Source organism: Candidatus Sulfidibacterium hydrothermale, assembly GCF_020149915.1.
GTDB lineage: Bacteria > Bacteroidota > Bacteroidia > Bacteroidales > F082 > Sulfidibacterium > Sulfidibacterium hydrothermale.
The window spans coordinates 1,414,887-1,441,000 of the sequence record NZ_CP083760.1 but is presented as its reverse complement, the minus strand read 5'-3'; the positions used below and the strand labels follow the sequence as shown (position 1 = coordinate 1,441,000).

Annotated in this window: 23 protein-coding genes; 15 read left to right on the top strand and 8 right to left on the bottom strand. The window is 41.9% G+C overall.

The window, feature by feature from the left end; all coding sequences use genetic code 11:
• Window position 1: 1 nt before the first annotated feature.
• The 5 genes from LA303_RS05620 to LA303_RS05600 all read left to right on the top strand — a co-directional run bounded on the left by LA303_RS05620 (window position 2) and on the right by LA303_RS05600 (window position 5,563).
• On the top strand, window positions 2–997 hold the full coding sequence (locus tag LA303_RS05620) for a vWA domain-containing protein (protein WP_240526944.1): 996 nt from the start codon (window positions 2–4) through the stop codon (window positions 995–997).
• Window positions 998–1,008: 11 nt separating this feature from the next.
• Entirely contained in the window at window positions 1,009–2,040 is a 1,032-nt protein-coding gene (locus LA303_RS05615) for a VWA domain-containing protein (protein WP_240526943.1), read from the top strand.
• The gene (locus LA303_RS05610) at window positions 2,037–2,801 is read left to right on the top strand and encodes a tetratricopeptide repeat protein (protein ID WP_240526942.1); all 765 of its coding nucleotides are present in this window, start codon (window positions 2,037–2,039) and stop codon (window positions 2,799–2,801) included. Before LA303_RS05615 ends, LA303_RS05610 begins: the two co-directional genes overlap by 4 nt.
• Before the next feature lie 139 nt (window positions 2,802–2,940).
• Window positions 2,941–4,791 (top strand): BatD family protein, encoded by a 1,851-nt coding sequence (locus LA303_RS05605; RefSeq protein WP_240526941.1) that lies wholly within the window; start codon window positions 2,941–2,943, stop codon window positions 4,789–4,791.
• A gap of 7 nt (window positions 4,792–4,798) precedes the next feature.
• Window positions 4,799–5,563, top strand: coding sequence for a tetratricopeptide repeat protein (locus LA303_RS05600; RefSeq protein ID WP_240526940.1), 765 nt, complete (start codon window positions 4,799–4,801; stop codon window positions 5,561–5,563).
• An 85-nt stretch (window positions 5,564–5,648) separates the two neighbouring features.
• Here LA303_RS05600 and LA303_RS05595 read toward each other — a convergent pair whose 3' ends face one another.
• The 4 genes from LA303_RS05595 to LA303_RS05580 are packed head-to-tail and all read right to left on the bottom strand — an operon-like array spanning window position 5,649 to window position 11,183.
• On the bottom strand, window positions 5,649–6,314 hold the full coding sequence (locus LA303_RS05595) for a YggS family pyridoxal phosphate-dependent enzyme (protein ID WP_240526939.1): 666 nt from the start codon (window positions 6,312–6,314) through the stop codon (window positions 5,649–5,651).
• A 35-nt stretch (window positions 6,315–6,349) separates the two neighbouring features.
• Window positions 6,350–9,208 (bottom strand): alpha-galactosidase, encoded by a 2,859-nt coding sequence (locus LA303_RS05590; protein WP_240526938.1) that lies wholly within the window; start codon window positions 9,206–9,208, stop codon window positions 6,350–6,352.
• 10 nt (window positions 9,209–9,218) lie between these two features.
• Entirely contained in the window at window positions 9,219–10,274 is a 1,056-nt protein-coding gene (locus tag LA303_RS05585) for a phosphotransferase enzyme family protein (RefSeq protein WP_240526937.1), read from the bottom strand.
• Between the two features lie 6 nt (window positions 10,275–10,280).
• Window positions 10,281–11,183: a sugar phosphate nucleotidyltransferase gene (locus LA303_RS05580; protein WP_240526936.1), complete on the bottom strand. Its 903-nt coding sequence runs from the start codon at window positions 11,181–11,183 to the stop codon at window positions 10,281–10,283.
• Between the two features lie 100 nt (window positions 11,184–11,283).
• Between LA303_RS05580 and LA303_RS05575 the strand changes: the two genes are divergently transcribed.
• Window positions 11,284–11,622, top strand: a complete 339-nt coding sequence (locus LA303_RS05575) for a carboxypeptidase-like regulatory domain-containing protein (protein WP_240526935.1) — start codon at window positions 11,284–11,286, stop codon at window positions 11,620–11,622.
• Window position 11,623: 1 nt separating this feature from the next.
• Here LA303_RS05575 and LA303_RS05570 read toward each other — a convergent pair whose 3' ends face one another.
• Window positions 11,624–12,913, bottom strand: coding sequence for a carboxypeptidase-like regulatory domain-containing protein (locus tag LA303_RS05570; protein WP_240526934.1), 1,290 nt, complete (start codon window positions 12,911–12,913; stop codon window positions 11,624–11,626).
• 443 nt (window positions 12,914–13,356) lie between these two features.
• On the opposite strand from LA303_RS05570, the gene LA303_RS05565 reads away from it, so the two are divergent.
• From LA303_RS05565 to LA303_RS05525, 9 genes are all read left to right on the top strand, one after another.
• Window positions 13,357–14,049: a CDP-alcohol phosphatidyltransferase family protein gene (locus tag LA303_RS05565; RefSeq protein ID WP_240526933.1), complete on the top strand. Its 693-nt coding sequence runs from the start codon at window positions 13,357–13,359 to the stop codon at window positions 14,047–14,049.
• 20 nt (window positions 14,050–14,069) lie between these two features.
• Window positions 14,070–15,392, top strand: a complete 1,323-nt coding sequence (locus LA303_RS05560; protein ID WP_240526932.1) for an inositol-3-phosphate synthase — start codon at window positions 14,070–14,072, stop codon at window positions 15,390–15,392.
• Entirely contained in the window at window positions 15,393–15,869 is a 477-nt protein-coding gene (locus LA303_RS05555) for a phosphatidylglycerophosphatase A family protein (protein WP_240526931.1), read from the top strand.
• The gene (locus LA303_RS05550; protein WP_240526930.1) at window positions 15,866–16,261 is read left to right on the top strand and encodes a GtrA family protein; all 396 of its coding nucleotides are present in this window, start codon (window positions 15,866–15,868) and stop codon (window positions 16,259–16,261) included. The genes LA303_RS05555 and LA303_RS05550 overlap by 4 nt, the downstream gene beginning before the upstream one ends.
• Window positions 16,262–16,280: 19 nt before the next feature.
• Window positions 16,281–18,836 carry a DUF5686 and carboxypeptidase-like regulatory domain-containing protein gene (locus LA303_RS05545; RefSeq protein ID WP_240526929.1) on the top strand — a complete coding sequence of 852 codons (2,556 nt, stop codon included), beginning with the start codon at window positions 16,281–16,283 and terminating at the stop codon, window positions 18,834–18,836.
• A gap of 63 nt (window positions 18,837–18,899) precedes the next feature.
• On the top strand, window positions 18,900–20,027 hold the full coding sequence (locus LA303_RS05540; RefSeq protein ID WP_240526928.1) for a GNAT family N-acetyltransferase: 1,128 nt from the start codon (window positions 18,900–18,902) through the stop codon (window positions 20,025–20,027).
• Window positions 20,024–21,016: an NAD-dependent epimerase/dehydratase family protein gene (locus LA303_RS05535; RefSeq protein WP_240526927.1), complete on the top strand. Its 993-nt coding sequence runs from the start codon at window positions 20,024–20,026 to the stop codon at window positions 21,014–21,016. The genes LA303_RS05540 and LA303_RS05535 overlap by 4 nt, the downstream gene beginning before the upstream one ends.
• Window positions 21,013–21,564: a DUF4833 domain-containing protein gene (locus LA303_RS05530; RefSeq protein WP_240526926.1), complete on the top strand. Its 552-nt coding sequence runs from the start codon at window positions 21,013–21,015 to the stop codon at window positions 21,562–21,564. The genes LA303_RS05535 and LA303_RS05530 overlap by 4 nt, the downstream gene beginning before the upstream one ends.
• Before the next feature lie 48 nt (window positions 21,565–21,612).
• Window positions 21,613–22,542 (top strand): phosphatase PAP2 family protein, encoded by a 930-nt coding sequence (locus tag LA303_RS05525; protein WP_240526925.1) that lies wholly within the window; start codon window positions 21,613–21,615, stop codon window positions 22,540–22,542.
• A 55-nt stretch (window positions 22,543–22,597) separates the two neighbouring features.
• Here the strand turns inward: LA303_RS05525 and LA303_RS05520 are convergent, their stop codons facing one another.
• The 3 genes from LA303_RS05520 to LA303_RS05510 all read right to left on the bottom strand — a co-directional run bounded on the left by LA303_RS05520 (window position 22,598) and on the right by LA303_RS05510 (window position 26,001).
• Window positions 22,598–23,596 carry a dihydroorotate dehydrogenase-like protein gene (locus LA303_RS05520; RefSeq protein ID WP_240526924.1) on the bottom strand — a complete coding sequence of 333 codons (999 nt, stop codon included), beginning with the start codon at window positions 23,594–23,596 and terminating at the stop codon, window positions 22,598–22,600.
• Window positions 23,597–23,677: 81 nt separating this feature from the next.
• Window positions 23,678–25,165, bottom strand: coding sequence for an NADPH-dependent glutamate synthase (gene gltA, locus LA303_RS05515; RefSeq protein WP_240526923.1), 1,488 nt, complete (start codon window positions 25,163–25,165; stop codon window positions 23,678–23,680).
• On the bottom strand, window positions 25,165–26,001 hold the full coding sequence (locus LA303_RS05510; RefSeq protein WP_240526922.1) for a sulfide/dihydroorotate dehydrogenase-like FAD/NAD-binding protein: 837 nt from the start codon (window positions 25,999–26,001) through the stop codon (window positions 25,165–25,167). The genes gltA and LA303_RS05510 overlap by 1 nt, the downstream gene beginning before the upstream one ends.
• Window positions 26,002–26,114: the final 113 nt, after the last annotated feature.

Below are 26,114 nucleotides of genomic sequence, written 5' to 3'. Positions count from 1 at the left end.
AATGTTTGGTATAGATACATGGAGAAATCCGGATTATTTTTATCTGTTCCTGTTGATACCGGTACTTACGGCGTGGTATGTGTACCGTTTTCGCAAAAGCACACCGGAATTGCTTTTTTCGGGACTAAAGCCGTTTGAAAATGCAACTCCCTCGCTAAAAGCAAAACTCATCCACAGTTTGTTTGTACTGCGAATGCTGGCTTTGTCTTTTTTGATCATCGCATTGGCCGGGCCTCAAAAAGTCTCTTCCAAAAGCAACATCAACATTGAAGGAATAGACATTGTTATTGCATTGGATGTTTCGGGAAGTATGCGCGCCCGCGATTTTCAGCCCGACCGTATCGGAGCGGCAAAAAATATTGCGATCCGTTTTATCAAAGGCCGGCCCAACGACCGCATTGGATTGGTTATTTTTAGCGGAGAGGCCTTTACACAAGCTCCGCTTACTTTAGACCACTCGGTTTTAATCAGCCTTTTGCGCGAAGTAAAAAGCGGAATGATTCAGGACGGAACAGCCATTGGTGACGGATTAGCTACTGCAGTAAGCCGGTTAAAAGATTCCAAAGCCCGTTCAAAAGTCATCATTCTGCTTACCGACGGGGTAAACAACTCCGGAGCTATCGATCCTGAAACAGCAGCCGAACTGGCTAAAATGTATGGCATCAGGGTATATACCATCGGTGTGGGTTCGTATGGTTATGCTCCGTATCCGGTGCAAACCCCTTACGGCATCCAGATGCAACAAATGAAAGTACAAATTGACGAAGCCCTGTTGAAAAAAATTGCCCGGGAAACCGGAGGAAAATACTTCAGAGCCAATAATAACCGGAAGCTATCGGCTATTTTTAAAGAAATTGACCGATTGGAAAAATCAAAAATCAACGTACAACAATTCAGACGAAAATACGAACTCTTTTTCCCGTTTGCATTGGCTGCATTATTGTTGTTCGTTTTGGAAGTAAGTTTACGGTATGTATTCTTTAGAAGATTACCTTAAAAAGAGAGAAAATGATTCAGTTTCAACATAAAGAATTTTTTTGGGCTTATCTGCTGCTGCTCTTTTTCGTTTTGCTGTACCAGATTTATAAAGGTTGGCGAAAAAGAGCCATCAGGCAATTTGGAGATGTCACTCTGGTAAACGGACAGCTGATAAAACACCGTTCCGAATCACGTCCGGCATTCAAATTCTTATTACTTCTTTTTGCACTCTTTTTTCTTATTTCCGGAATCATTGACCCCAAAGTGGGATCAAAAGTAGAAACCGTAAAACGAAAAGGAATAGACCTTTACATTGCGCTGGATGTTTCAAACTCCATGCTGGCCGAAGATATCAAGCCCAACCGCTTGAGTCGTGCCAAAATGGCGATATCCAACTTAATTGACAAACTGGACGGAGACCGGATCGGATTGATTGTTTTTGCCGGAAGAGCTTATAAGCTGCTTCCTTTAACAACCGATTATTCGGCTGCCAAACTGTTTCTTTCGTCCGTAGATACAAAAATAGTCCCGGTTCAGGGAACGGCTATCGGCTCAGCCATTAATCTGGCCGCCCGTTCTTTTGAAAAAGACAAACACAACAAGGCCATCATCGTCATTACGGATGGAGAAAACCATCAGGACAATCCGGTACTGGCAGCAAAAAAAGCGGCTGCCGAAGGCATTAAGGTCTTTACCATTGGGATGGGACTGCCAGAAGGCGCCCCAATACCTATTTACGATGCACAAGGCAACCGTACTTTCTTAAAAGACAAAAGCGGCAAAGTAGTCATTACCAAGTTAAATGAACAAATGCTACAGGAAATTGCAGCAGCCGGCAACGGCACTTATGCCAGAGCCAATAATGCCAGTGTTGGCCTGTCCAAAATCCTGAAAAATCTGAATCGCATTCAGAAACAAGAGCTGGCAACCAAACAGTTTACCGATTACGAACACCATTTTCAACTGTTCTTGGCGCTGGCACTGTTTTTCCTTGTACTTGAATTACTGGTGGTTGAACGTCAGTCGAAATGGGCTGAAAAAATTGATTTTTTTGGGAAATGAGAAGCAAAACAAACATAAAACTGGTTTTAACCATGCTGCCGTTATTATGGGCAGCCGCTGTTTCGGCACAAAGTGTTAAATCGCTGGTGCGAAAAGGGAACAAACTTTACGACCAGAAAAAATATCCCGAAGCAGAAGTGATGTATCGGAAAGCCCAGGCAAAAAATCCGAAATACGAAAAAAGTACTTTCAACCTGGGCGATGCCTTATATCAACAAAAAAACTTTAAAGGAGCAGAAAACTTTTTCGGGCATTTGGCTGAAAAAACCAAAACCCCGGAATACAAAGCCAATGCATGGTACAATCTGGGAAATACTTATTTATCACAAAAACAATATGAAAAAAGTATTTCGGCATTCATCCAATCGCTAAAAAATGATCCGACAAGCATGGATGCCAAATACAACCTGACTTATGCCCGTAAAATGCTGAAAAAACAAAAGCAGCAGCAAAAGAAAAACAAACAAAACAAGAAAAAGAACAAAAAACAAAACCAGAAGAACAAACAAAATCAGAATAAAAAGAACCAAAACAAGAAGAACCAGAACAAGAAAAATCAGCAAAAACAAAATCAACAAAATAAAAAGCAACAGCAAAAACAACAGAAAAACCAAAGTCAAAAGAAAAAACAGCAAATTTCGCCGCAAGAGGCACAACGTATTTTAAATGCATTGAAAAACAATGAAAAAAATACGCTGAAGAAGCTGGAAAAACAAAAAGCCAAGGCCATAAAAGCCAAAGCAAATGTTATAAATTGGTAAAATATGACTGACAGGTGTTATTTTGGTGTAATATTTGATAAAGTGAAGCAAAAAAAGGAATATTATCCTATTTTTGAATAAATTTAAAGGCTTCTGAATAATGATAAAAAGGGGGGTTAACATATTATTTCTATTGTTGATGGTCTGGCAAGGAGTATGGGCCGGCAATGATAACGTAACTTTTACTGCCCGTTCACGCCAGCAGGTACTGGTAGGACAGCAGTTTCAAATACTTTATGAAGTGAATGCCAACGGAAAAGGTTTTGTACCCCCTTCCGACTTTGGAGGGCTCGAAATTCTTTCCGGGCCCAATACATCAAGCAGTTCCAGCATCCAGTTTATTAACGGAAAAATGAGCCAGTCATACACAATGACTTACTCGTACATTGTGATGGCTACCAAGCCGGGAACGATTCATATCGGACCGGCCAGCATCAAAGTAAAAGGACATCGTTACCAATCGAATAGTTTAACCATCAAAGTATTGGCCGATAACTCTGCTACTACAGCTTCCGGAAAGAACACAACGGGCAATAATACCCCAAACCAAACTGCCCGGAATACTTCATCTCCAACGAAAACGGCTCCGGTTACCGGAAACAATCAGGATGTTTTTGTAAGAGCTACCGTAAACAATACCCATCCTTACCTAGGGCAACAAGTTGTCGTAACTTACAGAATCTACACCCGTGTTCCGGTTTCCAACCTGAGCATCAACAAAGTAGCATCTTTTAAAGGCTTTTGGTCAAAAGATCTGCTGGCTGACAATTCATCGTTACAACAGCATAACGAAACAATTAATGGCAAACGGTATGTCGTGGCGGTCATCCGGAAACTGGCTCTTATTCCCCAGCAAACCGGAAAGCTGGTGATTGACCCGATGGAATTAGACTGTTCGGTACAAATCCGGGTAAAATCCAATACCAGCAGCAACGATCCGTTTGACGCGTTCTTCAACGATCCGTTCTTTAACAACAATGTGAGAACCGTTCAACGGAAACTGGTTTCCAATGCACTGCATTTTAATGTAAAACCCCTTCCTGAAAAAGGCAAACCGGCTTGCTTTGCCGGAGCAGTAGGCAATTTTACTTTTAAAAGTAGCATTGACAAAACCGATTTAACAACCAACGACGCTTTAACGCTGCATATTGAAATCAGCGGAAAAGGAAACATTGAGCTGATCAGTGCACCAAAAATTACTTTCCCTTCTGATTTTGAAACATACGACCCGAAAATTTCCACTAAAATCAATAAATCATCCCAGGGAGTTTCCGGGACAAAAAGCTTTGACTATCTTGCTATTCCACGAACAGCCGGAGACTTTGTCATTAAACCGGTAAAATTCTGCTTTTTTAATCCGGCGGATAAACAATATCACGTCGTCCAGTCAAAAACATTCCATATTCATGTAAAGAAAGGAAAAGGAACCGGCGTGGTATACACAACAACCGATCAGGAAGGCATTCACATTCTCGGCCGGGATATCCGTCATATTAAAGAAGGACCTTTCGACCTGCATCCGGCCAATGATTTTCTGTTTGGCACTCCGTTATACTACGGGCTCATGGCATTGCCTGTCATTTTACTGCTCATTCTCATTTTGATCATTGGTTCCATGAAAAAACGGAAAGCCAATATCTCGCTCATCAAGAACAGAAAAGCACAAAAGATTGCCCGCAACCGCCTGACCAAAGCACAGAAAATGAAACGGCAAGGCAACGACAAAGCATTCTATGATGAGATAGCACAAGCGTTGTGGGGATATATTTCCGATAAATTCAACTTACAAAAGGCTAATCTGTCAATGGATACGGTAAAAGAACTGCTTGAAGAGAAAAAAGTAGATTCTGAAACCATCCAGGCATTCATCAACACGCTCAACAACATTGAGTATGCACGGTTTGCTCCTGGCGATACCAAAGGAAAAATGGAAAACATTTATTCGGAGGCTTTACAAGCCATCATGCAGGCAGAAAAGTCATTAAAATAATTGAAAAATGAAAAGGATACATCAATATATCATCTTGTTTTTACTGATGGCCGGCTCGTTCAACGTTTCAGCCATAAATCCTGATTCGCTGATGATGCAGGCTAACCGGGCTTATGACCATCAGCAATACGACACGGCGGTAAATCTTTACCAGCAGGTTTTAAAACAAGGATTGGTTTCTCCTAAATTATACTTTAATCTGGGCGACGCTTATTTCCGGCTTAAAGATATGCCTTCGGCCATCCTTTACTTTGAAAAAGCCAAAAAACTGGCACCCAACGATCCGGATATTCAATATAATCTGGCTTTGGCCAACACCATGATTCCGGATAAAATAGACAAGGTCCCTCCCATGTTCTTAAAACGATGGTGGAACTATTTTTATAACCTGTTTGATGCCAACACCTGGGCTATATTGTCTATTGTTTCCTTTGCTGTATTCGTTTTATTTGTAGGTATTTTCATTTTGTCACAAGGGCGTGGAACCCGAAAAATATCCTTTTTTGCCGGATTATTCATGCTATTGGTCACTATCGCCGCTTTCGGGTTGGCATCACAAAAAGCTTACTATCTGAAGCACCACAACGAGGCCATCATCTTCACACCGACCATAACGGCCAAAAGCTCTCCTACTCCTAATTCCGTTGATTTGTTTGTCATTCACCAGGGAACTAAAGTCCAGTTGCTTGACGAAGTAGACGGATGGGAAAAAATACGGTTACAAAATGGCAGCATTGGCTGGCTGCCTAAAGATTCCATGAAAGAAATATAGCAACCCGATCATCCGCCAGATGGCGGATAAGAAGACTTGGAATTATACGATTTTTAGTAATGGCACGCTGATGTGATGATGCGCATTAATAACGGGCACCAAAAATCTTAGAGCCAATTCGTACCAGGGTTGCTCCTTCTTCAATAGCAATGGGATAATCGCCGGACATCCCCATGCTGATTTCTTTAAAATAATCGGCTTCTTTGAAATATTTATCCTTCAGCTCTTCAAAAATGGCGCGCAACGTTTGAAATTCCTTTCTGATCTGAGCCGTATCATCCGTATAAGTTGCCATTCCCATTACACCACAAATGCGAATGTTTTTCAACGCTTTATATTCTTCTGACGAAAGAATTTCTTCGGCAGTTTCCCGGTCAAGTCCAAACTTTGATTCTTCACGGGCAATATGAAATTCCAACAGGCAATCAATCACCCGGTTGTTCTTTATGGCTTGTTTGTTGATTTCTTTTAAGATCTTCAGGCTGTCGGCAGCATGAATTAACGTTACAAACGGAGCAATATATTTTACTTTATTGGTTTGCAAATGGCCGATAAAATGCCAGCGAATATCCGACGGAAGCTGCGGATATTTAGCTGCCATATCCTGGGCTTTATTTTCCCCGAAATCGCGCTGACCGGCATCATAAGCTGCCTGTATCATCTCTACCGGTTTGGTTTTTGATACCGCCACTAACCGAACGTGGGGCGGAATATCCTGTAAAACCTTTTTCAGATTGGCTTGAACATCCATAGCTTTTGTTTTTTGCAAAATTAACAAAGAGCCCTTTACAAATCGAGCTTTTTCATTAAAATATAATGCCGGCTTTCGTTTTCCGGGAAAGGTAAAGGCGGAAGAATTGCTTTTGGCAAAGGATGGGTAGTCACCACTTCCAGCGTCAACGGCTTATTCACGGTAATATTATCAATCCAAAGTTGAGCTTTTCCATGCCAATCGGCACGATTTACCGTAATTGTGATCTCATCGCTGCCATTTGGAATTACCGAATACCAGGCCCATTTTCCTTTGATCATCTGTTTTTTAACAGGAAGAACTTTTCCGTTTTGCCGGGCTGTCACTTCCGGGAAATCGCTGTTCGGTGCAGGATGGGTAAGCAACAAAGCGACTTCATGGGGAGTCACTGTTTTTTCCTTTTTAGGAACGACCTGAAATGCCACTGTTTTCTTCCCTTTTTTCACAGAAAAAAGATAATCTGATTTTATCCGGGCCGACAATTGCTGATAATCCAATTGGGTAAACGATTTATTTTCTCCGCCGGTACGTTTTATGGTTGCTATTTTTTGGGGTTGCAAAAAACGGGAACGCGGTCCGGTTTGATAAACTTTATAGAACAGCTGATTGCCCTCCTGTTGCAAGGAGAAAACAGCATCAGCCAACAGCGGCCGGTTACTGCTTTGCAAAGGGTACACGTTAAAAATAGCCGTTTCGAAACCATTCAGAGGAATGGATAACCGGCCACCGGCAGAATACAAATCCGGTAAAATCCGGCGGTAAGGGTAAACTTGCTCTACCACAAGGCTGGCTGCATTTTCATTTAAGCCATAATCCGGTTTAAGAATGATACGAATGGTATCTTGCTCTACTTTAGGATTTCGCACGGCAATCAGCCCTTTGTCACCCTGAAAATGAAGATAGCCGTACACCTCTCCTTTGGCAGGATTGCCACCCGTCATATACGTTACCGGCATCACATGCTGTACCGACTCAGCCCATTTGATGGCCTGCGAAAGCACTTCCCACTCTGCCGTAGTCAGAATATCAGGCGAAATATACAACTCCCACATACTGATACCCCGGGCAAAATAAAGCACAACATTATTGGTAAAGCGATCCAGCGGCTCCCCGCCTTTCGAAATATTTTCCAGTCTGCCTTTGATAATTCCGTGCGTCATCAGATTAGCCATCGGAATCCACATGTTCCGCACTTTAAAATCATCATACAGGGCATAATCGCGATAGGTCATGGCATTGTCGCGCCGGCTGACAGAAGGCACATCCGAAAAAGCGTAATCCGCGGCATCCATCCAAATCTGGTTGGCATACTGCAACCACCACGGGCTAAGCCAGGTTCCGGTAGTAATATTCAGATACACACTGGAATCAATAGCCCGGACAGCCTTACATTTTGCAATGACCGATTGCAAAACCGCCCGACGGGAATAAATTCCTACCGGGTGACCATGCGTCGGATTGGAACAGCTAAACTGGATACCATCCCATTTAAAATATCCCACATGATCGTTACGAACCATAGAAGTTACCCGTTGCTGAAAAAGACGGCTGTAATTTTTCCCGGCAAGGCACAACTTTGCAGAGCCATACACATACTTGTGCCCGGTTACTTCGTAGCCATGTTCTCCCATCCATTTTACCCGTCGCATGGCAAAAGAGTAACCGCCCATCGGGCCATACCAAATTCCTAAACGGGTATGGGTTTTCGCCAACGTGTCGGCAAGCGGCCGTAAACCGTGCGGAAATTCATTCTTATTCAACGACCAGGCACTTTCATAATTATCCCAACCATCATCCAATACCACGGCATTCAGATGAATATGATATTTTTGAATCATGTTTTTCTGCAAAAGATGAATAATCCGCAAGGTATTTTTTTCGTTCATCACCGCATCCGGCGGAATTTTTTTATCCACCTTAGCATATGCTTCCGAGCGTAAATCGTACCAGCTGTTGTAGAGAATATAAGGTTTTGCCGGGGCCACCCGGATATCGTTCACGTAATCAAAAAACCAATTTTTCACATAGGGTTGCGGAGTAACCGCCGTAACCACCGTATTACTTCTAATGGGCTGGTTTTCTATTCTTTCGCCAAAATACTGATAGCTGTCAACAAAAAAAGTGCTTTTACCGGAAAACCGTACTTCGCTGGTACCGGCCGGATACTCCAATCCGATAAATCCCCCGTCATTTTGACTGGCAAAAGCCACCGGCTGACCAAACCCGCCTTTCTTTAAAAAACGAATCCCGCTACCGGAAGTTTTTTTCAGGGTAACTTCTTCGGCATTCGCAAAACCCATCCCTTCAACTCCGATACTTACTTTGGATGTTTTATTTTTATTGCCTGTAGTAAAAAGAAAATTTCCTTTTCTTGGGTCCATGCGATCCAAAAAATGGCCGTGAAGTTTCGGATCATTAACCGCAAGACTCCGGCGGGCATAAAATTTTTCGGGAAGCAGACTATACGTTACGCACAACGTGAAAGGATTATTTTTTCCTTTAAAAAACAGAAACAACTGTTTCCCGCCAAGGCTATCGGTAACCGCATAACGACTAAAAACAAAATCAGACCGGTCAAACTGCACCGGGTTTTCTGCATTATTGTTCATTCCCGGTGCCCGGAGTCCGGTCCATACCACACGAACAGAAAAATTGGCATCACTGATCAAACGGGCCACCGGACGATGAAAAGCCGCAGCATAAGCTTTTTGCAACTGTAAAGTGTCTGAAAATAGTTTTCCGTGACGAATGACTACCGACTGTCTGACTTTGGCATTTTCCAAAACAAAACAGGTATCGGTTTTGGTTTTTTTAAAAATAAAGCGAACGTTGCCGGCATACACTCCGCCGGAAACCATAAGAAGAAACAAAGCAAAGACGGTAATTTTTTTCATAACATGGATTTTAAAGAATATGTGCAATGATATTCCGGAGTTGTTTTTCGTGTTGCAGAATTTCTGTGAGTAATTTGATTTGCGTACGGGTACGGACCAGATTATGTTCGGGATAATCCACTTTGTAATAAATGTTTCCCTGCAAAAAGTCATTCAAAAAACGAAGGGCCTGTTCGTAAAGAATGGCTTTGGCCCCCAACAAAAGATATTGTTTTTCCGGTGCTGACAGCACGTCTTTTAACGACTCGAGATACCCGCGTGTCAAAGCTTCAAAAAAATTTACCCGGAATATTGTCCGGTCTAAATCGGGTTCATCTTCACCAGCCGGGCTGGTAAAAGTCCGTACCATATCGCCAAAATCATAGATAACACTTCCCGGCATAATGGTATCCGGATCAATAACCAACACCTGTCCGTCGGCCGTAAATAAAATATTTTCCAGTTTTGTATCGTTGTGGGTGACCCGCACCGGGAGTACCTTTTCCCGTAAAACCTGTTGCAATTCCTGGGCAATGTGACGGTTGTCCAGTAAAAAATCAATTTCAGGAACCGCCTGTTTTTTCGTGGTACCAGAAACACGCTTTACCGTTTCTAAAAAGGTACTTAAACGGGCCGGAGTATCATGAAAACCAGGAATAGTGGGCTGCAGTTTCTCAACCGGCAAGGTATTCATAAACCGTTGAAAAGCCCCCATGGCTTTTGCGCCCTGGTACGCCACTTCTTCATCAGGAGCAGTAAGATACGTTTTACAATCAGGGAAAAATTCCACCACCCGCCAGGCAGCTCCCGACGAATCCATTGTATGGTAATCTCCTTTCTCGTTCTTTAATACCGCCGGCATTAGCTTCACTTTATTTTCTTTTTCATAATCGGCAAGTGCGGCAAAAAGAAAAGAGAGATTCTTTGTTAACACAGCAATATCAAAGACTTTCCGGTTTACCCGTTGCAAAATAAACTTCCCGGAAGGAGATTTCACCAAAAAAGTATCATTAATATGCCCGTTACCAAAAGGTTCGGGCTGATCACAACCTTTTAAAACCGGATATGCTGTCAGGATTTCTTTCATCGGAAGTTATTTCCAAAGCGATTCAGGATAAACGCCGTTTTTTATCAGTTCCCTGATCCGGGCAATGGTTACCGGTTTATCTTCCCGGTAGGTTACGCCAAACCACTGATCATGACTTTCCAGCACACGGACATCGGCTTTCTTTTGTTTAATCAGCTGATTAACAACAAAGGGAATATAAAATTCGGCTTTCAGCTGCTGGGCATTTTGGCGAATGAAATCAACAAAAAAGGCTTCCGACTGTTCAAAATATTTCGGAGTAAATCCCCAAAAGTTCATCGAGACCAAGCTTTTGTCATCTACCGGAACGATTTTTCCGTCTTCTTCATAGACAATGGTTCCATCGTCATTTTTATAAATCTTGGTTCGTTCTACCACATCGGACAATAAACCGTCCACCACACGGCAAATACCCCGAGAAACGCTGCCATTTTCAGAAAGGGTGTTGGCCAGCTGATAACCGACCATTGCATAATGCGTTTCATTATTTTTTCGTTCAGACAAAAACTTTCCGAGAACGTCAAACGCTTCGCGACCATAGAAGTCATCCGCATTGATCACGGCAAAAGGCGTATCAATTGCATCTTTGGCTACCAAAACCGCATGACCTGTTCCCCAGGGTTTTACCCTTTCAGGATTAAACTCAACCCCGGGCGGGATATTGTCAAGCTCCTGCAAGACATAAGCCGTCTGAATTTTTCCGGATAACCGCGGCTCATAAACCGCTTTGAAATCATCAATAATTTTCGGATTAAGAACGAAAACAACTTTTTCAAATCCGGCCCGAAGGGCATCATATACCGAATAATCAATAATACTTTCGCCTGAAGGACCTATTTTATCCATCTGTTTTACGCCGCCATAACGGCTTCCTATGCCTGCCGCAAGAATTAATAATGTGGGTTTCATACACTTACATTCTGTTAATAATTTTATGCAAGATAGAAAAAAAGCTGTAGGCAGCCAACACACCTGAAAGGCTTTTTGTATTTTTGGCAAAACAAATTTTATGATTCAGCGGAACATCATTTTGCTACTCGGCATCGTCGCCTTGTTGTTTTTCGCTTCCTGCGAAAAGACGATTTCAGGAAATGGGGTAGTCATGGACAAAACCTCCGGAATGCCGCTGAAAGAGGCTACGGTCAACGCATATCTCGATCATCCGTCACCGGATACCTATCAAATGCAAACCACCACTGACGATCAAGGAAGATATTTTGTTTCGAGCGACCCACAGGTTTGTACCGGCAGTTGCCCTGATCTTTATGTTGAAATTTATAAAGACGGATATTCATCTGCTATCGTTGAAAATCCGGACAACGATACCACGTGGCTTTCCAGAAAATAAACTATCGTTGTAACCGTTTCAGCTTACGGCTCAGCTTTTTAATTGCCGACTGAATGGAGACTTCCGGTTCAATAATATTGTTGGCACCCCAAAAGTTCGGATCGCTAAAGTTGCTGACTTTTTCAGAGAAAACCTCATTGGGTTTAAACCGCGTACTGAACTTCGGCTTAACCACATTTTTTGTTGAGATATTGGTAATAGCCGTTTCGGCGGTAATGGTGTAATCGGAATGGAACAGTTTTTTGGGCCATTTAAAGCGCAGGTCGGTTTCGTTACGCAGATAATTCAGATACCATTTGTCTCCGATTTTGCGGTATTTCACCAAAATATGCACGCCCAACAAAGAGGCTTTTAATCCGGCCGGTTTCTTACGAATTACGTAGTTTACCGCTTTTTGAATTTGCTTGGGACTAACTTCCACTTCCAGTCCGGCCACCGCCAGGTTCTGTGCATCCAAGTAGATTTTCCCTTTAAAGAGGGGCAATTGCACCGTATCTTTCTGGTCAAAGCTAATCACATATGTTTCGCGGTTATCCAGCATAATTACGCCGTCAAGATGGTAGTTGTAATACGGGAACATGCTTTTTCCAAGAATATCCCCTTGATTTTTCACCACATCAAGATAAGAAAGGCTCAACGGACCACCCTGAAATTTTACCGCCAGGGTATCTTGTTTCTTTACATACTGTGCCTTACGGCCTTTTAAGATCGTTACCCGGTCGTTATTCAATACCCCTTTGGCATAAGCTGCTTTATATATTTTCAAGATCGCCTCAGCTACCGAGAGATATTTTCTGTTCTTTTTGATCGATTCCCGATAAAAACCCGTCATGTTCACCGGTTTGTCTGAGTAATTTTCAGGAATCCGGTCAACCGCTGTTTCCAAAAGATGTACCGGATCGAGATGCCGGATAACCACTTCCTTAATGGGGATGACCGCCGGAGAAAGATAAATTTTATTTACTACTTTGTTCAGCGAAGCAATCGGCACAACTTTCATTTTGTAACCAATGCTGCTAAAAGCCAGCTTACGCTTACTATAACGCAACGGAATCTTGATTAAAAATTTCCCATTGGAATTCGATACGGTCCCGATGTTGGTTCCCTGAATAAAAACAGACGCAAAAACAACAGGACGATGGCTGGTATTATCAAGAATTTCTCCCCTGACAGCCGTAAACCGGGTAGTATCATGCTCCATAAAAGTACCGGATGCCGCATGAACAGTCAGAGCCAAAAGAAAAATAAAAACAGCAGGCAGAAAACGACTCATTATACGGTTTAAATTCATGGCTTTTGGTATTAATTTCGGGATGAACAGCTTTTTCATTTCAATCTCTTCAAAAATACTCAAAATTGGGTGGAAATAAAAATTTTTTTGAACAAAAATTTTTTCATTCAAGCCTCAATCTATTTTGACTTAAACAGCAAAAATCAGAATACAAACTCCACGCGCAACGAATAAGTGCTAATTACTAATACTTTATATGATAATTAGTTAACGATAATCTAAAAATAGAATTAAAAATAAGGGAAAAATTCACAGATTAGTAAATATTAACTAACTTTGCCGCAATTTGCAAAAAAGGAGGATATTTGCCGAGAATTTGTGGTAAGCAAATCGGATAAAAAAAACGTGACGAAAGAGAGAAAAAAAAGAACTTGAACAACTAGATTTTCTCAAAGGGAACACTGATTTGACCACAAAAAAGTAAAATACGAAATTCGAAACGCATGAAAAAAGGCAACTACTGGAATCTGTTGAAAAAAAGTGCTTATAACGCACTCAACCCGGCAATTAACATACTGGCAAAAACCGGAATTACTCCTAACGCCATTACCACCATTGGTTTTTTAATAACTATTGGTTCGACAATCATCCTGATTCATGGTGCCAACACGGGAAACCGAAATGATTACCGGTATATTTTCTGGTTTGGTATTGTACTATTATCAGCGGGCATTTTTGACATGCTTGACGGACAGCTGGCACGAAAAACCAACAAAAAAACGGCTTTTGGCGCACTATACGATTCCACAATCGACCGGTACAGCGAACTGGTCATGTTTTTTGGCATTGCTTATTATTTGGTATCGTTTCACTACTTTTTAAGTTCGGTTTTCACCTTTCTGGCCATGATTGGCTCTATTATGGTAAGTTACATTCGTGCACGTGCCGAGGGGCTGGGTTTTGAATGTAAAGTAGGGCTCATGCAACGTCCGGAAAGAGTTCTTACTATCGGGATCAGTGCCATTGTATATGGTATCATATCTTTCTATTTAGGCACTTTTAAAATCACGGTAAACTGGCTACCGTTTCCGTTATTCGAAAACATCTCCTTTTTTACCATTCCCATCTTTGTGATGGCCATTCTTACGAATTATACCGCATGGCAACGACTGCATCATTGCAAAAAAATAATGTAATTATTTAAACATCAATTAAAATGAAAATAGGAAAAGACATTCAGGAACCCAAAGGGAAATTAGGAATCCTTATGCCGGGAATCGGCGCTGTATCTACCACTTTTATGGCCGGTGTTTTTGCTGCCCGGAAAGATTTGGGCCGTCCCGTGGGTTCAATCTCTCAAATGGGGAAAATAAGGCTGGGAAAACGTACCGAGAATCGTGAACCGGCAGTAAAAGATTTTGTCCCTTTGGCATCGTTAGATGATATTGTTTTTGGCGGTTGGGATATTTTTAAAGATAATGCTTACGAAGCGGCGCTAAATGCCGGAGTACTTGAAAAAGATTTACTCAATAAAATCAAAGACGAGCTTTCGGCTGTTGAACCCATGCCTGCCGTTTTTGATCCGGATTACGTAAAAAGATTACATGGCGTACATGTAAAAAAAGCCCCCACCAAGATGGAGCTGGCCCAGGCAGTGATGGACGACATCGCCCGCTTTAAAGAAAAAAACGGTTGCAGCCGGTTGATCATGATTTGGACCGCTTCTACCGAAGTATATGTTGAAGTGTCTGATGTACACCAAACACTGGAAAATTTTGAAAAAGGATTGGAAAACAATGATCCCGGAATTTCACCCAGTATGATTTATGCCTATGCCGCATTAAAAAGCGGTGTTCCTTACGTAAACGGCGCTCCAAACCTTACCAATGATGTTCCTGCCATTGTGGAACTGGCACATAAAGAAGGTCTTCCCATTGCAGGAAAAGACTTTAAAACCGGACAAACCCTGATGAAAACCATTCTCGGTCCTGGTTTAAAAGCCCGTTTATTAGGCATTAACGGATGGTTCTCCACAAACATTCTCGGAAACCGTGACGGTGAAGTATTGGATGATGCCGGCTCATTCAAAACCAAGGAAGTTTCAAAACTTAGCGTACTCGACAGTGTGCTGGAGCCCGAAAAATATCCGGAATTATACAAAGACATGTATCATAAAGTACGGATCAATTATTATCCTCCAAAAGGCGACGACAAAGAAAGCTGGGATAACATTGATATTTTCGGCTGGTTAGGATACAAAATGCAAATCAAAGTAAACTTCTTGTGTAAAGACTCCATTTTGGCTGCTCCGGTAGTTTTGGATCTGGCCTTGTTTATGGATTTGGCTCAACGTGCCGGGATGAAAGGAATACAGGAATGGCTTTCGTTCTATTTCAAATCACCGCAAACCAAAGAAGGATTGCGACCGATTCATGATATTTTCCTGCAGAAAATAAAATTTGAAAACACACTGCGCCATTTGATGGGAGAAGAACTGATCACCCATCTCGGACTGGATTATTACGAAGACGAACACTAAATGAATCTTTACAAACTGACGGCATCAGGGTTGGGAACCGGTTATTTTCCCGTTGCTCCGGGTACTGCAGGAGCTGCTCTTGGCATACTCTTATTTTATGGTTTTAACCAGGAGCTCTATGCACTTCACGTGGATCCGGTGTGGATTCCGGTTTCCCAGCTGATCGTCATTTTGTTAATCTCGTGGCTCGGTGTTTACAGCATCAAAAAAGTACATCAAACCTGGGAACATGACGCGCAAACTATTGTTATTGATGAAATTGTCGGGGTATGGATTGCCGCTTATGCCCTTCCGCTCCGTTGGCAATACTATTTGTACGCGTTCATCCTTTTCCGGTTGTTTGATATTTATAAACCGTTATTTATCCGAAAAATTGACAAACTGAAAAATGACTGGAGCGTCATGCTGGACGATATGCTGGCCGGAGTGTATGCTCTTGTTGTTCTTCAACTTCTTCTCCATTTTAAAGTTTTATGATGGCAGCTACACGACAAAATATTTATACTCTTTTGCGGTTTAATACTTCAGCAGTAACTGCTACAGCGGTAGATTATACCCTGTTTTTGTTTCTGTTGGAAATCGGACACGTTTGGTATTTGCTTGCATCTTTTGTCGGTCTTGTTTTTGGCGGGATAACGGCCTTCCTTTTGGAGCGGTCATGGACATTTAAACGAAGTGACGGAAAATTGTCCGGACAAGCTATGCGGTTTTTACTGGTGTGGATCTCAAGTATCTTGTTAAACACAGCCGGTTTATATTTCATTGTAACCGTCTTCGGGTTTCAATATATCATTGGAAAAGTTACAGTTTCAGTAATTGTGGGAATTGGCTTTAACTTTTTCATGCACAAACATTTTGTATTCAGGTAAAACGGGCAGGGAAAAAAGTATGAGGAGAAAAGGAATCACAGCATCGGCCTGGGTGGGTTTATTTACCCTGATTTTTGTCTTGCAGCCTTGGTTTGTCCGGGCGCAAAACATCACGGTAGTAAGGGGAAGCGTTATCGATGCCCGTACCCGGAAACCACTTCCTTTTGTGAATGTAGTTTTTGTGGGAACGACCATTGGTACCATGACCGATATCAATGGAAAATACTCGCTGATGACCAAAAAAGATGTTCATCAGTTACAAACTTCCTACATCGGGTATTATACCATGACAAAAAATGTACGTCCCGGGAAAAGCCAGGTAATCAATTTCCGGCTTAAACAAAAAAACATACAGCTGAACGAACTGGTCATCAAAGGCAAAAGAAAAAGATACCGGAACAAGAACAACCCTGCCGTGGCCTTAATTAAAAAAGTTATCGCCAACAAAAAACGAAACCGGCAAGGCTCTCTGGATTACTACAGTTACGACAAGTATGAAAAAAATGAATTTGACATCAATAACATCACTGATGCTTACGAAAACAAAAAAATCTTTAAAAAGATTCATTTCATTTTTAATTATACCGACACTTCCCAACGAAACGGAAAAGTTTATCTGCCGGTATTTTTAAAGGAAACACGATCGGAAGTATTTTTCAGAAAATCTCCTCCCAAAAAACGGGTCTATGTTTTAGGGAGTAAAATGACCGGTTTTCACGAATATATTGACAATCAAGGCGTTGGATTCATTGTCCAAAATATGTTCCAGGACATTAACATTTACGACAACACCATCATGCTGCTCACCAACCCGTTTGTCAGCCCGGTTTCGACTATTGCACCTTCGGTGTACAAATTCCGGATTACGGACACCTTAGACGTAAACGGTTATAATTGTATAAAAGTGGATTTTGTTCCGCGAAACAAACAGAGCTTTGCTTTCATCGGCAGTCTTTATATTACTAACGACAACCGGTATGCCATTGTGAAAGCCGACATGCATGTACCGCGACAGATCAACCTCAATTTCGTTACTTATCTTCATCTGATTCAAGAGTTTTCGTTTATAAACAACAAAGTTTGGATGCTCACCAAAGATCAGTTGGTGGTTGATTTTAACCTCACCAAAAAAGGGGCGGGAATGATTGGCCGAAAAACAGTGGATTACGGGAATTTCACCTTTAACAAAGCGCCCGCCGATTCGGTTTTCAAAGGAGCAGACGAAACCGTCTATCTGCCCGGATATAAAAACAGGCCTCCTTCTTTTTGGACCAAGAAACGACTTACAAAGCTTAGTCCCAAAGAGAAAAACATCTATGTGATGGTGGACAGTGTTCAAAACGTCCCCGCTTTTAAAAGAACGATGAACATCATCATGCTGTTTGTGGCCGGATACTGGAATTTCAACAAAATCGATGTCGGTCCGGTAAATACTTTTTACAGCTTTAATGATGTGGAAGGTTTCAGGTTGCGTTTGGGGGCCCGTACCAGCGATAAATTCAGCAAAACATTCCGCATCAGCGGTTACGGAGTATATGGTTTCAAAGACAAACGATTCAAATATTCCATTATGGGGACAATGTCTCTCAACCACAAACCACTGAAAGACAACCCCAAAAACTATCTATCCATCCAATACCAGTACGAAACCAATTTCCCGGGAATGAAAGTACAGTTTATCAACGAAGACAACTTTTTACTTTCGTTTAAACGGGGTGTTGCCGACAAAATCCTGTATAACCGGATGTTTAAGATCGAACATTACAAAGACTGGCCTGATGGTTTTTCCACCGATATACTTTTCCGGAATATCAATCAGGAACCGGGCGGAACACTTTATTTTACCTACGAAGACGGCCATACCGTCAGTTCGATTACAGAAAGCGAGATCACGGCCCGTTTCCGCTTTGCACCGGACGAAAAGTTTTATCAGGGCATGGACTATCGCATTCCCATCATCACCAACAAACCCATCTTTCAGGTATCAATAACCCAGGGAATAAAAGGGTTATTTAGTTCTGATTATTCTTACACGCGGGTTACGCTGGATGCTTTCAAACGTTTTTATGTGGCTCCGTTCGGCTTTTTGAATTCGGAAGTGGAAGTAGGGAAAATTTTCGGGGAAGTTCCTTTTCCGTTGCTGGACATCCCACGGGCTAACCAAACCTACTCGTACCAGCTCCGGTCGTACAACATGATGAACTTCCTTGAATTTGCCAATGACAAATATGTCAGCTTTTTCCTTGAGCATCATTTCAACGGCTACATCCTGAATAAGATTCCTTTAATAAAGAAATTAAAATGGCGTTCGATCATTTCAGTAAAAGTACTTTACGGTGGACTTTCCGACAAAAACAATCCGGAAGTCACACCCGGACTGATGCAGTTTCCTACCGATGCCGATGGCAATCCGACTACCTTTATCCTAAAAGACACGCCATACATTGAAGGCAGCGTGGGCATTGGCAACATTTTTAAATTTTTCAGGGTCGATTTGGTAAAACGGTTTACCTATCTTGATAATCCGCATGTGGCAGAATATGGAATCAGAGCACGATTTAAATTTGATTTTTAAACTATCTATGAAATGATTAATATTGGGGGTTCCAAAGATGTCTAACTTTAAACTTTATTTACCATGGAAAACGTTGTTATCAAAGAGGTAAAATCAAAGGCCGACCTGAAAAAATTCATCGCCTTTCCGGATAAACTTTACAAAGGAAACAAATACCGTGTTCCCCAACTCCACATGTTTGAAAAGGCTACCTTATCCCCCAAAAAGAATCCGGCATTTGACTTTTGTGAGGCCCGGTACTGGCTGGCTTACAAAGACAACAAAATTGTCGGACGAATAGCCGCCATTATCAACCACAAATCCAACGAAATATGGAATGAAAAACACATGCGTTTCGGATGGATTGATTTTATTGACGACATCGAAGTTTCAAAAGCACTGATTCAGGCTGTAGAAAACTGGGCAAAAGAAAAAGGAATGGAAGCCGTTCATGGTCCGCTGGGCTTTTCGGATATGGACCTTGAAGGGATGTTGGTAGAAGGATTTAACGAAATAGGAACCCAGGCTACGCTATACAACTACCCGTACTATCCGGAACATCTTGAAAAACTGGGTTATGTAAAGGATGTAGACTGGATACAGTTTGAAATTAAAGTGCCGGATAAAGTGCCGGATAAGATCAAACGAATCTCGTCATTGGTTTTACAGAAATACAACCTTCATGTTTTGGAGGTAAAAAAGGCAAAAGAATTCCTGCCTTACGCAAAAAAAATGTTTCATACGTTAAATGAAGCTTTTCAGTCGTTATACGGATTTGTCCCGCTTACCGAAAAACAGATCGAAAAATATACCAAAGATTATTTTTCGGCCATTGATCCGCGGTTTGTCTGCTTTGTTCTCGATAAAGATGATGATGTCGTAGGTTTTGGCATTTCTTTGTATTCGCTCTCCGAAGCGCTGCAAAAAGCAAAAGGGAAACTGTTTCCGTTCGGATTCATTCATATTTTGAAAGCACTGAAAAAGAATGACAAAGTAGACATGCTGTTGCAAGCGGTAAAACCCCAATACCAAAACAAAGGGATTCCAGCCGTTTTTTATAGCGAAATGATGCAAGCCTATATTGACAACGGAGTAAAAACAGCCATTTCGAGCCATGCGCTGGAAGACAACAAGAGTGCTTTTCTGATGTTCAAAGATTATGAGCTGAGACAACACCTTAAACGAAGATGTTATATCAAAAAAGGAATATGAAACGGATATTGGTAACAGGCGCAAGTGGTTTTGTGGGAAGTTTTATTGTTGAAGAAGCCATAAAACGTCAGTTTGAGGTTTATGCCGGGATAAGAAAAACCAGTAGTCGGAAATATCTGTCTCATCCCGATATACATTTTACCGAATTAAATTTTGCAGATAAAGAGGACTTAAAAAAAACTTTTCAGGATTTACCCCGGTTTCATTATATCGTACATGCTGCCGGCATTATTAAAACGTGCCAGGTTGAGCATTTTGACAAAGTTAATTTCGGATACACAAAAAATTTGATTGAAGCGTTAATCGAAACCCAAAAGGTTCCTGATAAATTTTTGTTCATCAGCAGTCTGGCAGCCTATGGCCCGGGAGACGAAACCACCCTGCAGCCCATACAGCCCACCGATACCCCCCACCCGATTACCTATTACGGAAGAAGCAAACTAAAAGCCGAACAATTTTTACAGGCACAAGATCATTTTCCATATCTTATCCTGCGTCCCACCGGCGTTTATGGTCCAAGAGAAAAAGATTACTATCTGGCTTACAAATCTATCAAACAACATATCGAAACCTATATCGGCTCCAAAAAACAACATCTTTCCTTCATCTATGTTCTCGATTTGGCTACCCTGGTTATGGATGTGCTGGCAACAGACATTACCCGCAAAGCATATTTTGTAACCGATTTGGGACACTATACTGCAGAAGCTTTCAATGCCCTGATAAAAAAAGAATTAAATAAAAAAACAGTGGTGATTGTTTTCCCCCGGTTTTTTGTTCGTACCGTGGTAGCCATCACCGAAAAGATTTCCTGTTTATTCGGAAAACCAGCCACGCTTAACAGCGACAAATACAAAGAGCTTGTAAGTAAAAACTGGCTGTGCAATGCCGATGAGCTGGTAAAAGATTTTGGGTTTCAGCCAAAATACGATCTGGAAAAAGGAATCCGCCATGCCATCGCATGGTTTAAAAAAGAGAAATTGTTATGATAAGCATTACCAAAACAACTTTTGTCCTGACCATGCTTTTCAGCCTGTTTTGGTCACCGATGCGATTAGCAGAAAACCCGAAATATCCGGTTCCGCCAAAAACATTCAAACGGCTTTTTTATATCCAACGGAATCACAATGAAAATACTATTGTGTACGATGCCAATTTTGACAAACAGGGTCGCTTAAAGTCCAATAACCCGGTACATGTTTATTGGATCAGGTATCAGGAACACGGCCAGACCATGCCGCTCAGAACGGTTGAAAAAATGTTTGCCTACGGCGTAAAAACTACCCCTATAAAAGGAAAACCAGGCGAATATAAAGTTGATTTGGTTGCCACCGACAAAAGAGATTTTCTCCTGAAACAAATTGCTCCTTTCAAAGCCATAATTTATACAACCATCGACGGGCAGAATGCCATATTGGATCACATTTATATTTATGCCGACAATTCCGGTTTCTGGCCTAAAGTAAAATATGTGGAACTTTTCGGTATCAATCCCAAAACGAAAAAAAACGTTTACGAAAAAATGATTACCGAATAACGGCAAGATCGGGATAAATCACATCATGGAAGAAAAATAGATAAAAGCATGAAAGAATCGACGCAGTTCATACGGTTTACAAAAAAGAACCTACTGATCAATAGCACTTTGGCCCTTGTATATCTCCTGTGGAATTTCCTGATCGGCGGGCCGCAAACCGGTCATTTTCTTCTTGTTGTTCTCTGGTTTACACTATACTACCTGCATCCTGCCACCCGGAAATTTGCTTTAGGATTTTCCATTTTTATCGTGTACTGGATTGTTTACGATTCTATGCGCGGACTTCCCAATTACAAAGTTTCTCCCGTACACATCCGGCAACCCTACGAACTGGAAAAAGCATTGTTTGGCATTACTTACCAGGGCAAGCTGCTTACGCCCAACGAATTCTTTAACCTTATTCACACCAAATTTCTGGATATCCTCACCGGCCTGTTTTATTTAAACTGGGTTCCGGTGCCCATTGCTTTTGCCGTTTACCTGTATTTCAAGGACAAAAACCTTTTCACCCGGTTTTCACTTGTTTTTCTATTGGTCAACCTGATGGGATTTGTCATTTACTATCTCTACCCGGAAGCTCCGCCCTGGTATGTGGAAATTTATGGTTTCCATTTCCAACCGGGAGTTCATGGGCACATGGCCGGACTGGCCCGTTTTGACCAGATTACGGGATGGAATGTTTTTAAAGCACTTTATGAGAAGAATGCCAATGTACTGGCTGCCATGCCTTCTTTACATGCTTCTTATCCGGTAATAGTTTTGTATTACGCCATAAAGAAAAAACTGGGATGGTTTAATATTTTCTTTGTCATTTTTCTGTTAGGGATTTGGTTCTCGGCAGTTTATACCGGCCATCATTACGTAATTGATGTCATTGCCGGCGCTTCACTTGCCGTTACCGGCATCTTTATCTTTGAAAAAATAGCCAATAAAATGCCATTCAAAAAATGGCTTTCCGACTTTGCCTCCATGATATAAAATAAAAAAAGGCCGCCGAAAGGCAGCCTTTTTTTATTATAAGGAAAGGATTGATTTACTTGATTTCACTGAAATATTTCATAAACTGCATTCTTTCGTAAGCATTGGCGTTTTCGTTAGCAGCCTGGCTCAGTTTTCCACGAACCTGGTCAACGTAGTTAAACCCTTTGCTTTCCATCCAGTCATTCACAAATTTCACCACATCCAAAATATAGGAAGGGCCATGTTTATAAATAGCTGAAGTCAGCTGTGTTACTGTAGCTCCGGCAAGCAATTGTTTCACCACTGCTTCCCCGTCATGGATTCCGGTTGAAGCAGCCAGGCTCAGGTTCACCCGTTTAGCCAAAATGGCAATCCAGCGCAGCGAATTGGCAATATCCGAAGCATGACTTAAAATATCACCATGTGTTACTTTCATATTCTGGATGTCAATATCCGGAGTAGAAAAACGGTTAAACAGCACGACACCGTCAGCGCCGTTGGCTTCCAGGTTTTTCACTACTTTCCCGAGATTGGAAAAATAAGGGCTGATTTTCACAGAAACCGGAATATTCACCTGGCTTTTCACTTTTTTCAGAATATCATAATAAGCCTGTTCATTCTTTTCACAATCAGCGTCCAGATTAAACGGCATAATAAAAATATTCAATTCAATAGCATCCGCACCGGCCCCTTCAATCTGTTTGGCAAAGGAAGTCCATTCGTGTGCCGTAATGGCATTTACACTGGCAATTACCGGAATCTGTACTTTGCTTTTGGCTTCACTAATCAGGGAAAGATAGTTTCCCAACTCCTTTTCTTTGATATGAACATCAATATAATCAAGCGTTTCAGACAACTCGGTATACATCATACCGTGTTTTTCAGCTTGTTTCAGGCTGTGTTCGGCCTGCAGAATAATTTGTTCTTCAAAGATCGATTTCAAAACCACGGCACCAGCGCCGTTTTTATCAAGTTCAACAATTTCTTTAACGGAGTTGGTCAATCCGGAACTTCCGATGACTATCGGGTTACGAAGATCCAGTCCGAGATATTTTGTGCTAAGATCTGCCATAATATTAAATTTTAATGTTTCGAAGATACGGAAAAAATAAAAACGGGAAGAAGACTGATGTCCCCTTCCCGTAAATCAAAATTAATTGGCTTTTACTTTTTCCTGTAAGTATTTATGAATACCTGCGGCAGCTTTTCGTCCGTCACCCATAGCCAGGATTACGGTAGCTCCCCCACGTACAATATCGCCACCGGCGAAAATATCAGGAATGGATGTCTGCATGGTTTCTTTATCCACCACAATGGTTCCCCAGTCGGTCATTTTCAGATCTTTCAGGCTACTGGGAACGATGGGGTTCGGAGAAACACCAACAGCAACCACTACCAAATCAACATCAATATCAAATTCAGAACCTTCGATCGGAATCGGACGACGACGACCGGAAGCATCCGGTTCACCCAACTCCATCTTCTGGACACGCATTTTATTCACGCGGCCGGATTCATCAGCAAAATATTCTACCGGATTATGCAGGTTCATGAATTCAATGTCTTCTTCCAGTGCGTGATGTACTTCTTCCACACGGGCCGGCATTTCTTCGCGCGAACGGCGATAAACAATCATGGCTCTTTCAGCACCCAGACGTTTAGCCGTACGAACGGAGTCCATTGCAGTATTTCCACCACCAATAACGGCTACGTTCTTACCAAACAATACCGGCGTATCGTAATCGTCGTGAGCCGCTTTCATCAGGTTTACACGGGTCAGGTATTCATTGGAAGAGAAAATACCGTTGTAGTTTTCTCCGGGGATGTTCATGAAACGAGGCAATCCGGCGCCGCTTCCTACGAAGAAAGCCTGGAATCCCTGAGCACGAAGATCTTCAAACGAAGCGGTTTTTCCTACGATAAAGTCGGTGCGGAATTTCACACCCATTTTGCGCATGTTTTCGATTTCCACATCCACAATGTCGTTGGGCAAACGGAATTCAGGAATACCGTATTTCAGCACACCACCAATTTCGTGCAGGGCTTCAAATACGGTAACATCGTATCCGAATTTAGCCAGGTCGCCAGCGGCAGCCAGTCCGGCAGGACCAGAACCTACTACAGCCACTTTAATACCGTTGGATTCGGCAATTTCCGGAATATTCATTTTTCCGCTGTTTCTTTCATAATCAGCAGCAAAACGTTCCAGGTGACCAATAGCGATCGGCGGTTTGTGTAATTTCTGGGTATAGAAGCAGTTCAGCTCGCACTGTTTTTCCTGCGGGCAAACACGACCGCAAACTGCCGGAAGCGCATTGGTTTCTTTAATGGCAGCTGCAGCACCCAGGAAATCTTTTGTTTCGATTTTTTTGATGAACTTAGGAATATTAATTCCTACCGGACAACCAATGGTACAGGTCGGTTCGGGGCAATCGAGACAACGGTGGGCTTCTGCCACAGCCATTTCTTCAGTAACTCCCAGGTTTACTTCAATAATATTTTTATTTCTTACATGCGGATCCTGTTCCGGCATTTTGACGCGCTCTAAACTGGTACGTTCTTTGGCTTTCATGGCTTTGCGCAGTTCCACACGCCATGCTTCGGAGCGACCTTCTTTGATATAATCAGCTATATTTTCCATTATCCAACAGTTTCAACGGTTTTTAAATATTTTTCGTAAGCTTCGTGTTCCTGTGTTTTGTAAGCGCCCATACGCATCATCATTTCATCCCAGTTTACCTGGAAGGCGTCAAATTCGGGGCCATCAACACAAACAAACTTGGTTTTTCCGCCAATGGAAACACGGCAGGCGCCACACATGCCCGTACCGTCCACCATAATGGTATTCAAACTTACATCAGTCGGGATGTTGTATTTTTTGGTCGTCAGGCTACCAAATTTCATCATGATGGCCGGACCAATTACAAAAGCTTTATCCACTTTTTCACGCTGGATGACTTCTTCCATCCCGGCAGTTACCAATCCTTTTTTACCATAAGAACCATCATCGGTCATGATAATCACCTCATCAGAATATTTTTTCACTTCATCTTCAAGGATTACCAACTCTTTGGTCCGTCCGGCGAGTACCGAAATCACTTTGTTACCGGCTTCATGCAATGCTTTAATAATAGGCAACATAGGAGCAACACCTACACCACCACCTGCACATAAAACGGTACCAAATTTTTCGATGTGTGTCGGATGTCCGAGTGGGCCAACCACATCTAAAATTTCATCTCCTTCTTTCATTGCCAGCAATTTAGCGGAAGTAACTCCCACTTTTTGCACGACCAATGTAATGGTACCTTTTTCCGGATCACCATCAGCAATGGTTAACGGAATTCTTTCCCCTTTTTCATCCAGCCGGATAATTACAAAGTGTCCGGCTTTACGGGATTTTGCGATATCAGGAGCTTCCAGAACGATTTTTGCCACATTTTCCGAGAAGAACTCCTTTGAAATGATTTTGTTCATAATATCTTAATTAGTTCATTAGTAATCTGTTTTTTGAGGCGCAAATTTAGAAAATTAGGCCGCATAGAATGATTTTATATTGTTTGTTTTTAACAAATTGCAGAAAATCTGAT

Bases quoted from the DNA above. Each gene is read 5' to 3' on its own strand.
- LA303_RS05620 (WP_240526944.1), top strand. From the start codon at position 2: ATGTTTGGTATAGATACATGGAGAAATCCGGATTATTTTTATCTGTTC.
- LA303_RS05615 (WP_240526943.1), top strand. From the start codon at position 1,009: ATGATTCAGTTTCAACATAAAGAATTTTTTTGGGCTTATCTGCTGCTG.
- LA303_RS05610 (WP_240526942.1), top strand. From the start codon at position 2,037: ATGAGAAGCAAAACAAACATAAAACTGGTTTTAACCATGCTGCCGTTA.
- LA303_RS05605 (WP_240526941.1), top strand. From the start codon at position 2,941: ATGGTCTGGCAAGGAGTATGGGCCGGCAATGATAACGTAACTTTTACT.
- LA303_RS05600 (WP_240526940.1), top strand. From the start codon at position 4,799: ATGAAAAGGATACATCAATATATCATCTTGTTTTTACTGATGGCCGGC.
- LA303_RS05595 (WP_240526939.1), bottom strand. From the start codon at position 6,314: ATGGATGTTCAAGCCAATCTGAAAAAGGTTTTACAGGATATTCCGCCC.
- LA303_RS05590 (WP_240526938.1), bottom strand. From the start codon at position 9,208: ATGAAAAAAATTACCGTCTTTGCTTTGTTTCTTCTTATGGTTTCCGGC.
- LA303_RS05585 (WP_240526937.1), bottom strand. From the start codon at position 10,274: ATGAAAGAAATCCTGACAGCATATCCGGTTTTAAAAGGTTGTGATCAG.
- LA303_RS05580 (WP_240526936.1), bottom strand. From the start codon at position 11,183: ATGAAACCCACATTATTAATTCTTGCGGCAGGCATAGGAAGCCGTTAT.
- LA303_RS05575 (WP_240526935.1), top strand. From the start codon at position 11,284: ATGATTCAGCGGAACATCATTTTGCTACTCGGCATCGTCGCCTTGTTG.
- LA303_RS05570 (WP_240526934.1), bottom strand. From the start codon at position 12,913: ATGAATTTAAACCGTATAATGAGTCGTTTTCTGCCTGCTGTTTTTATT.
- LA303_RS05565 (WP_240526933.1), top strand. From the start codon at position 13,357: ATGAAAAAAGGCAACTACTGGAATCTGTTGAAAAAAAGTGCTTATAAC.
- LA303_RS05560 (WP_240526932.1), top strand. From the start codon at position 14,070: ATGAAAATAGGAAAAGACATTCAGGAACCCAAAGGGAAATTAGGAATC.
- LA303_RS05555 (WP_240526931.1), top strand. From the start codon at position 15,393: ATGAATCTTTACAAACTGACGGCATCAGGGTTGGGAACCGGTTATTTT.
- LA303_RS05550 (WP_240526930.1), top strand. From the start codon at position 15,866: ATGATGGCAGCTACACGACAAAATATTTATACTCTTTTGCGGTTTAAT.
- LA303_RS05545 (WP_240526929.1), top strand. From the start codon at position 16,281: ATGAGGAGAAAAGGAATCACAGCATCGGCCTGGGTGGGTTTATTTACC.
- LA303_RS05540 (WP_240526928.1), top strand. From the start codon at position 18,900: ATGGAAAACGTTGTTATCAAAGAGGTAAAATCAAAGGCCGACCTGAAA.
- LA303_RS05535 (WP_240526927.1), top strand. From the start codon at position 20,024: ATGAAACGGATATTGGTAACAGGCGCAAGTGGTTTTGTGGGAAGTTTT.
- LA303_RS05530 (WP_240526926.1), top strand. From the start codon at position 21,013: ATGATAAGCATTACCAAAACAACTTTTGTCCTGACCATGCTTTTCAGC.
- LA303_RS05525 (WP_240526925.1), top strand. From the start codon at position 21,613: ATGAAAGAATCGACGCAGTTCATACGGTTTACAAAAAAGAACCTACTG.
- LA303_RS05520 (WP_240526924.1), bottom strand. From the start codon at position 23,596: ATGGCAGATCTTAGCACAAAATATCTCGGACTGGATCTTCGTAACCCG.
- gltA (WP_240526923.1), bottom strand. From the start codon at position 25,165: ATGGAAAATATAGCTGATTATATCAAAGAAGGTCGCTCCGAAGCATGG.
- LA303_RS05510 (WP_240526922.1), bottom strand. From the start codon at position 26,001: ATGAACAAAATCATTTCAAAGGAGTTCTTCTCGGAAAATGTGGCAAAA.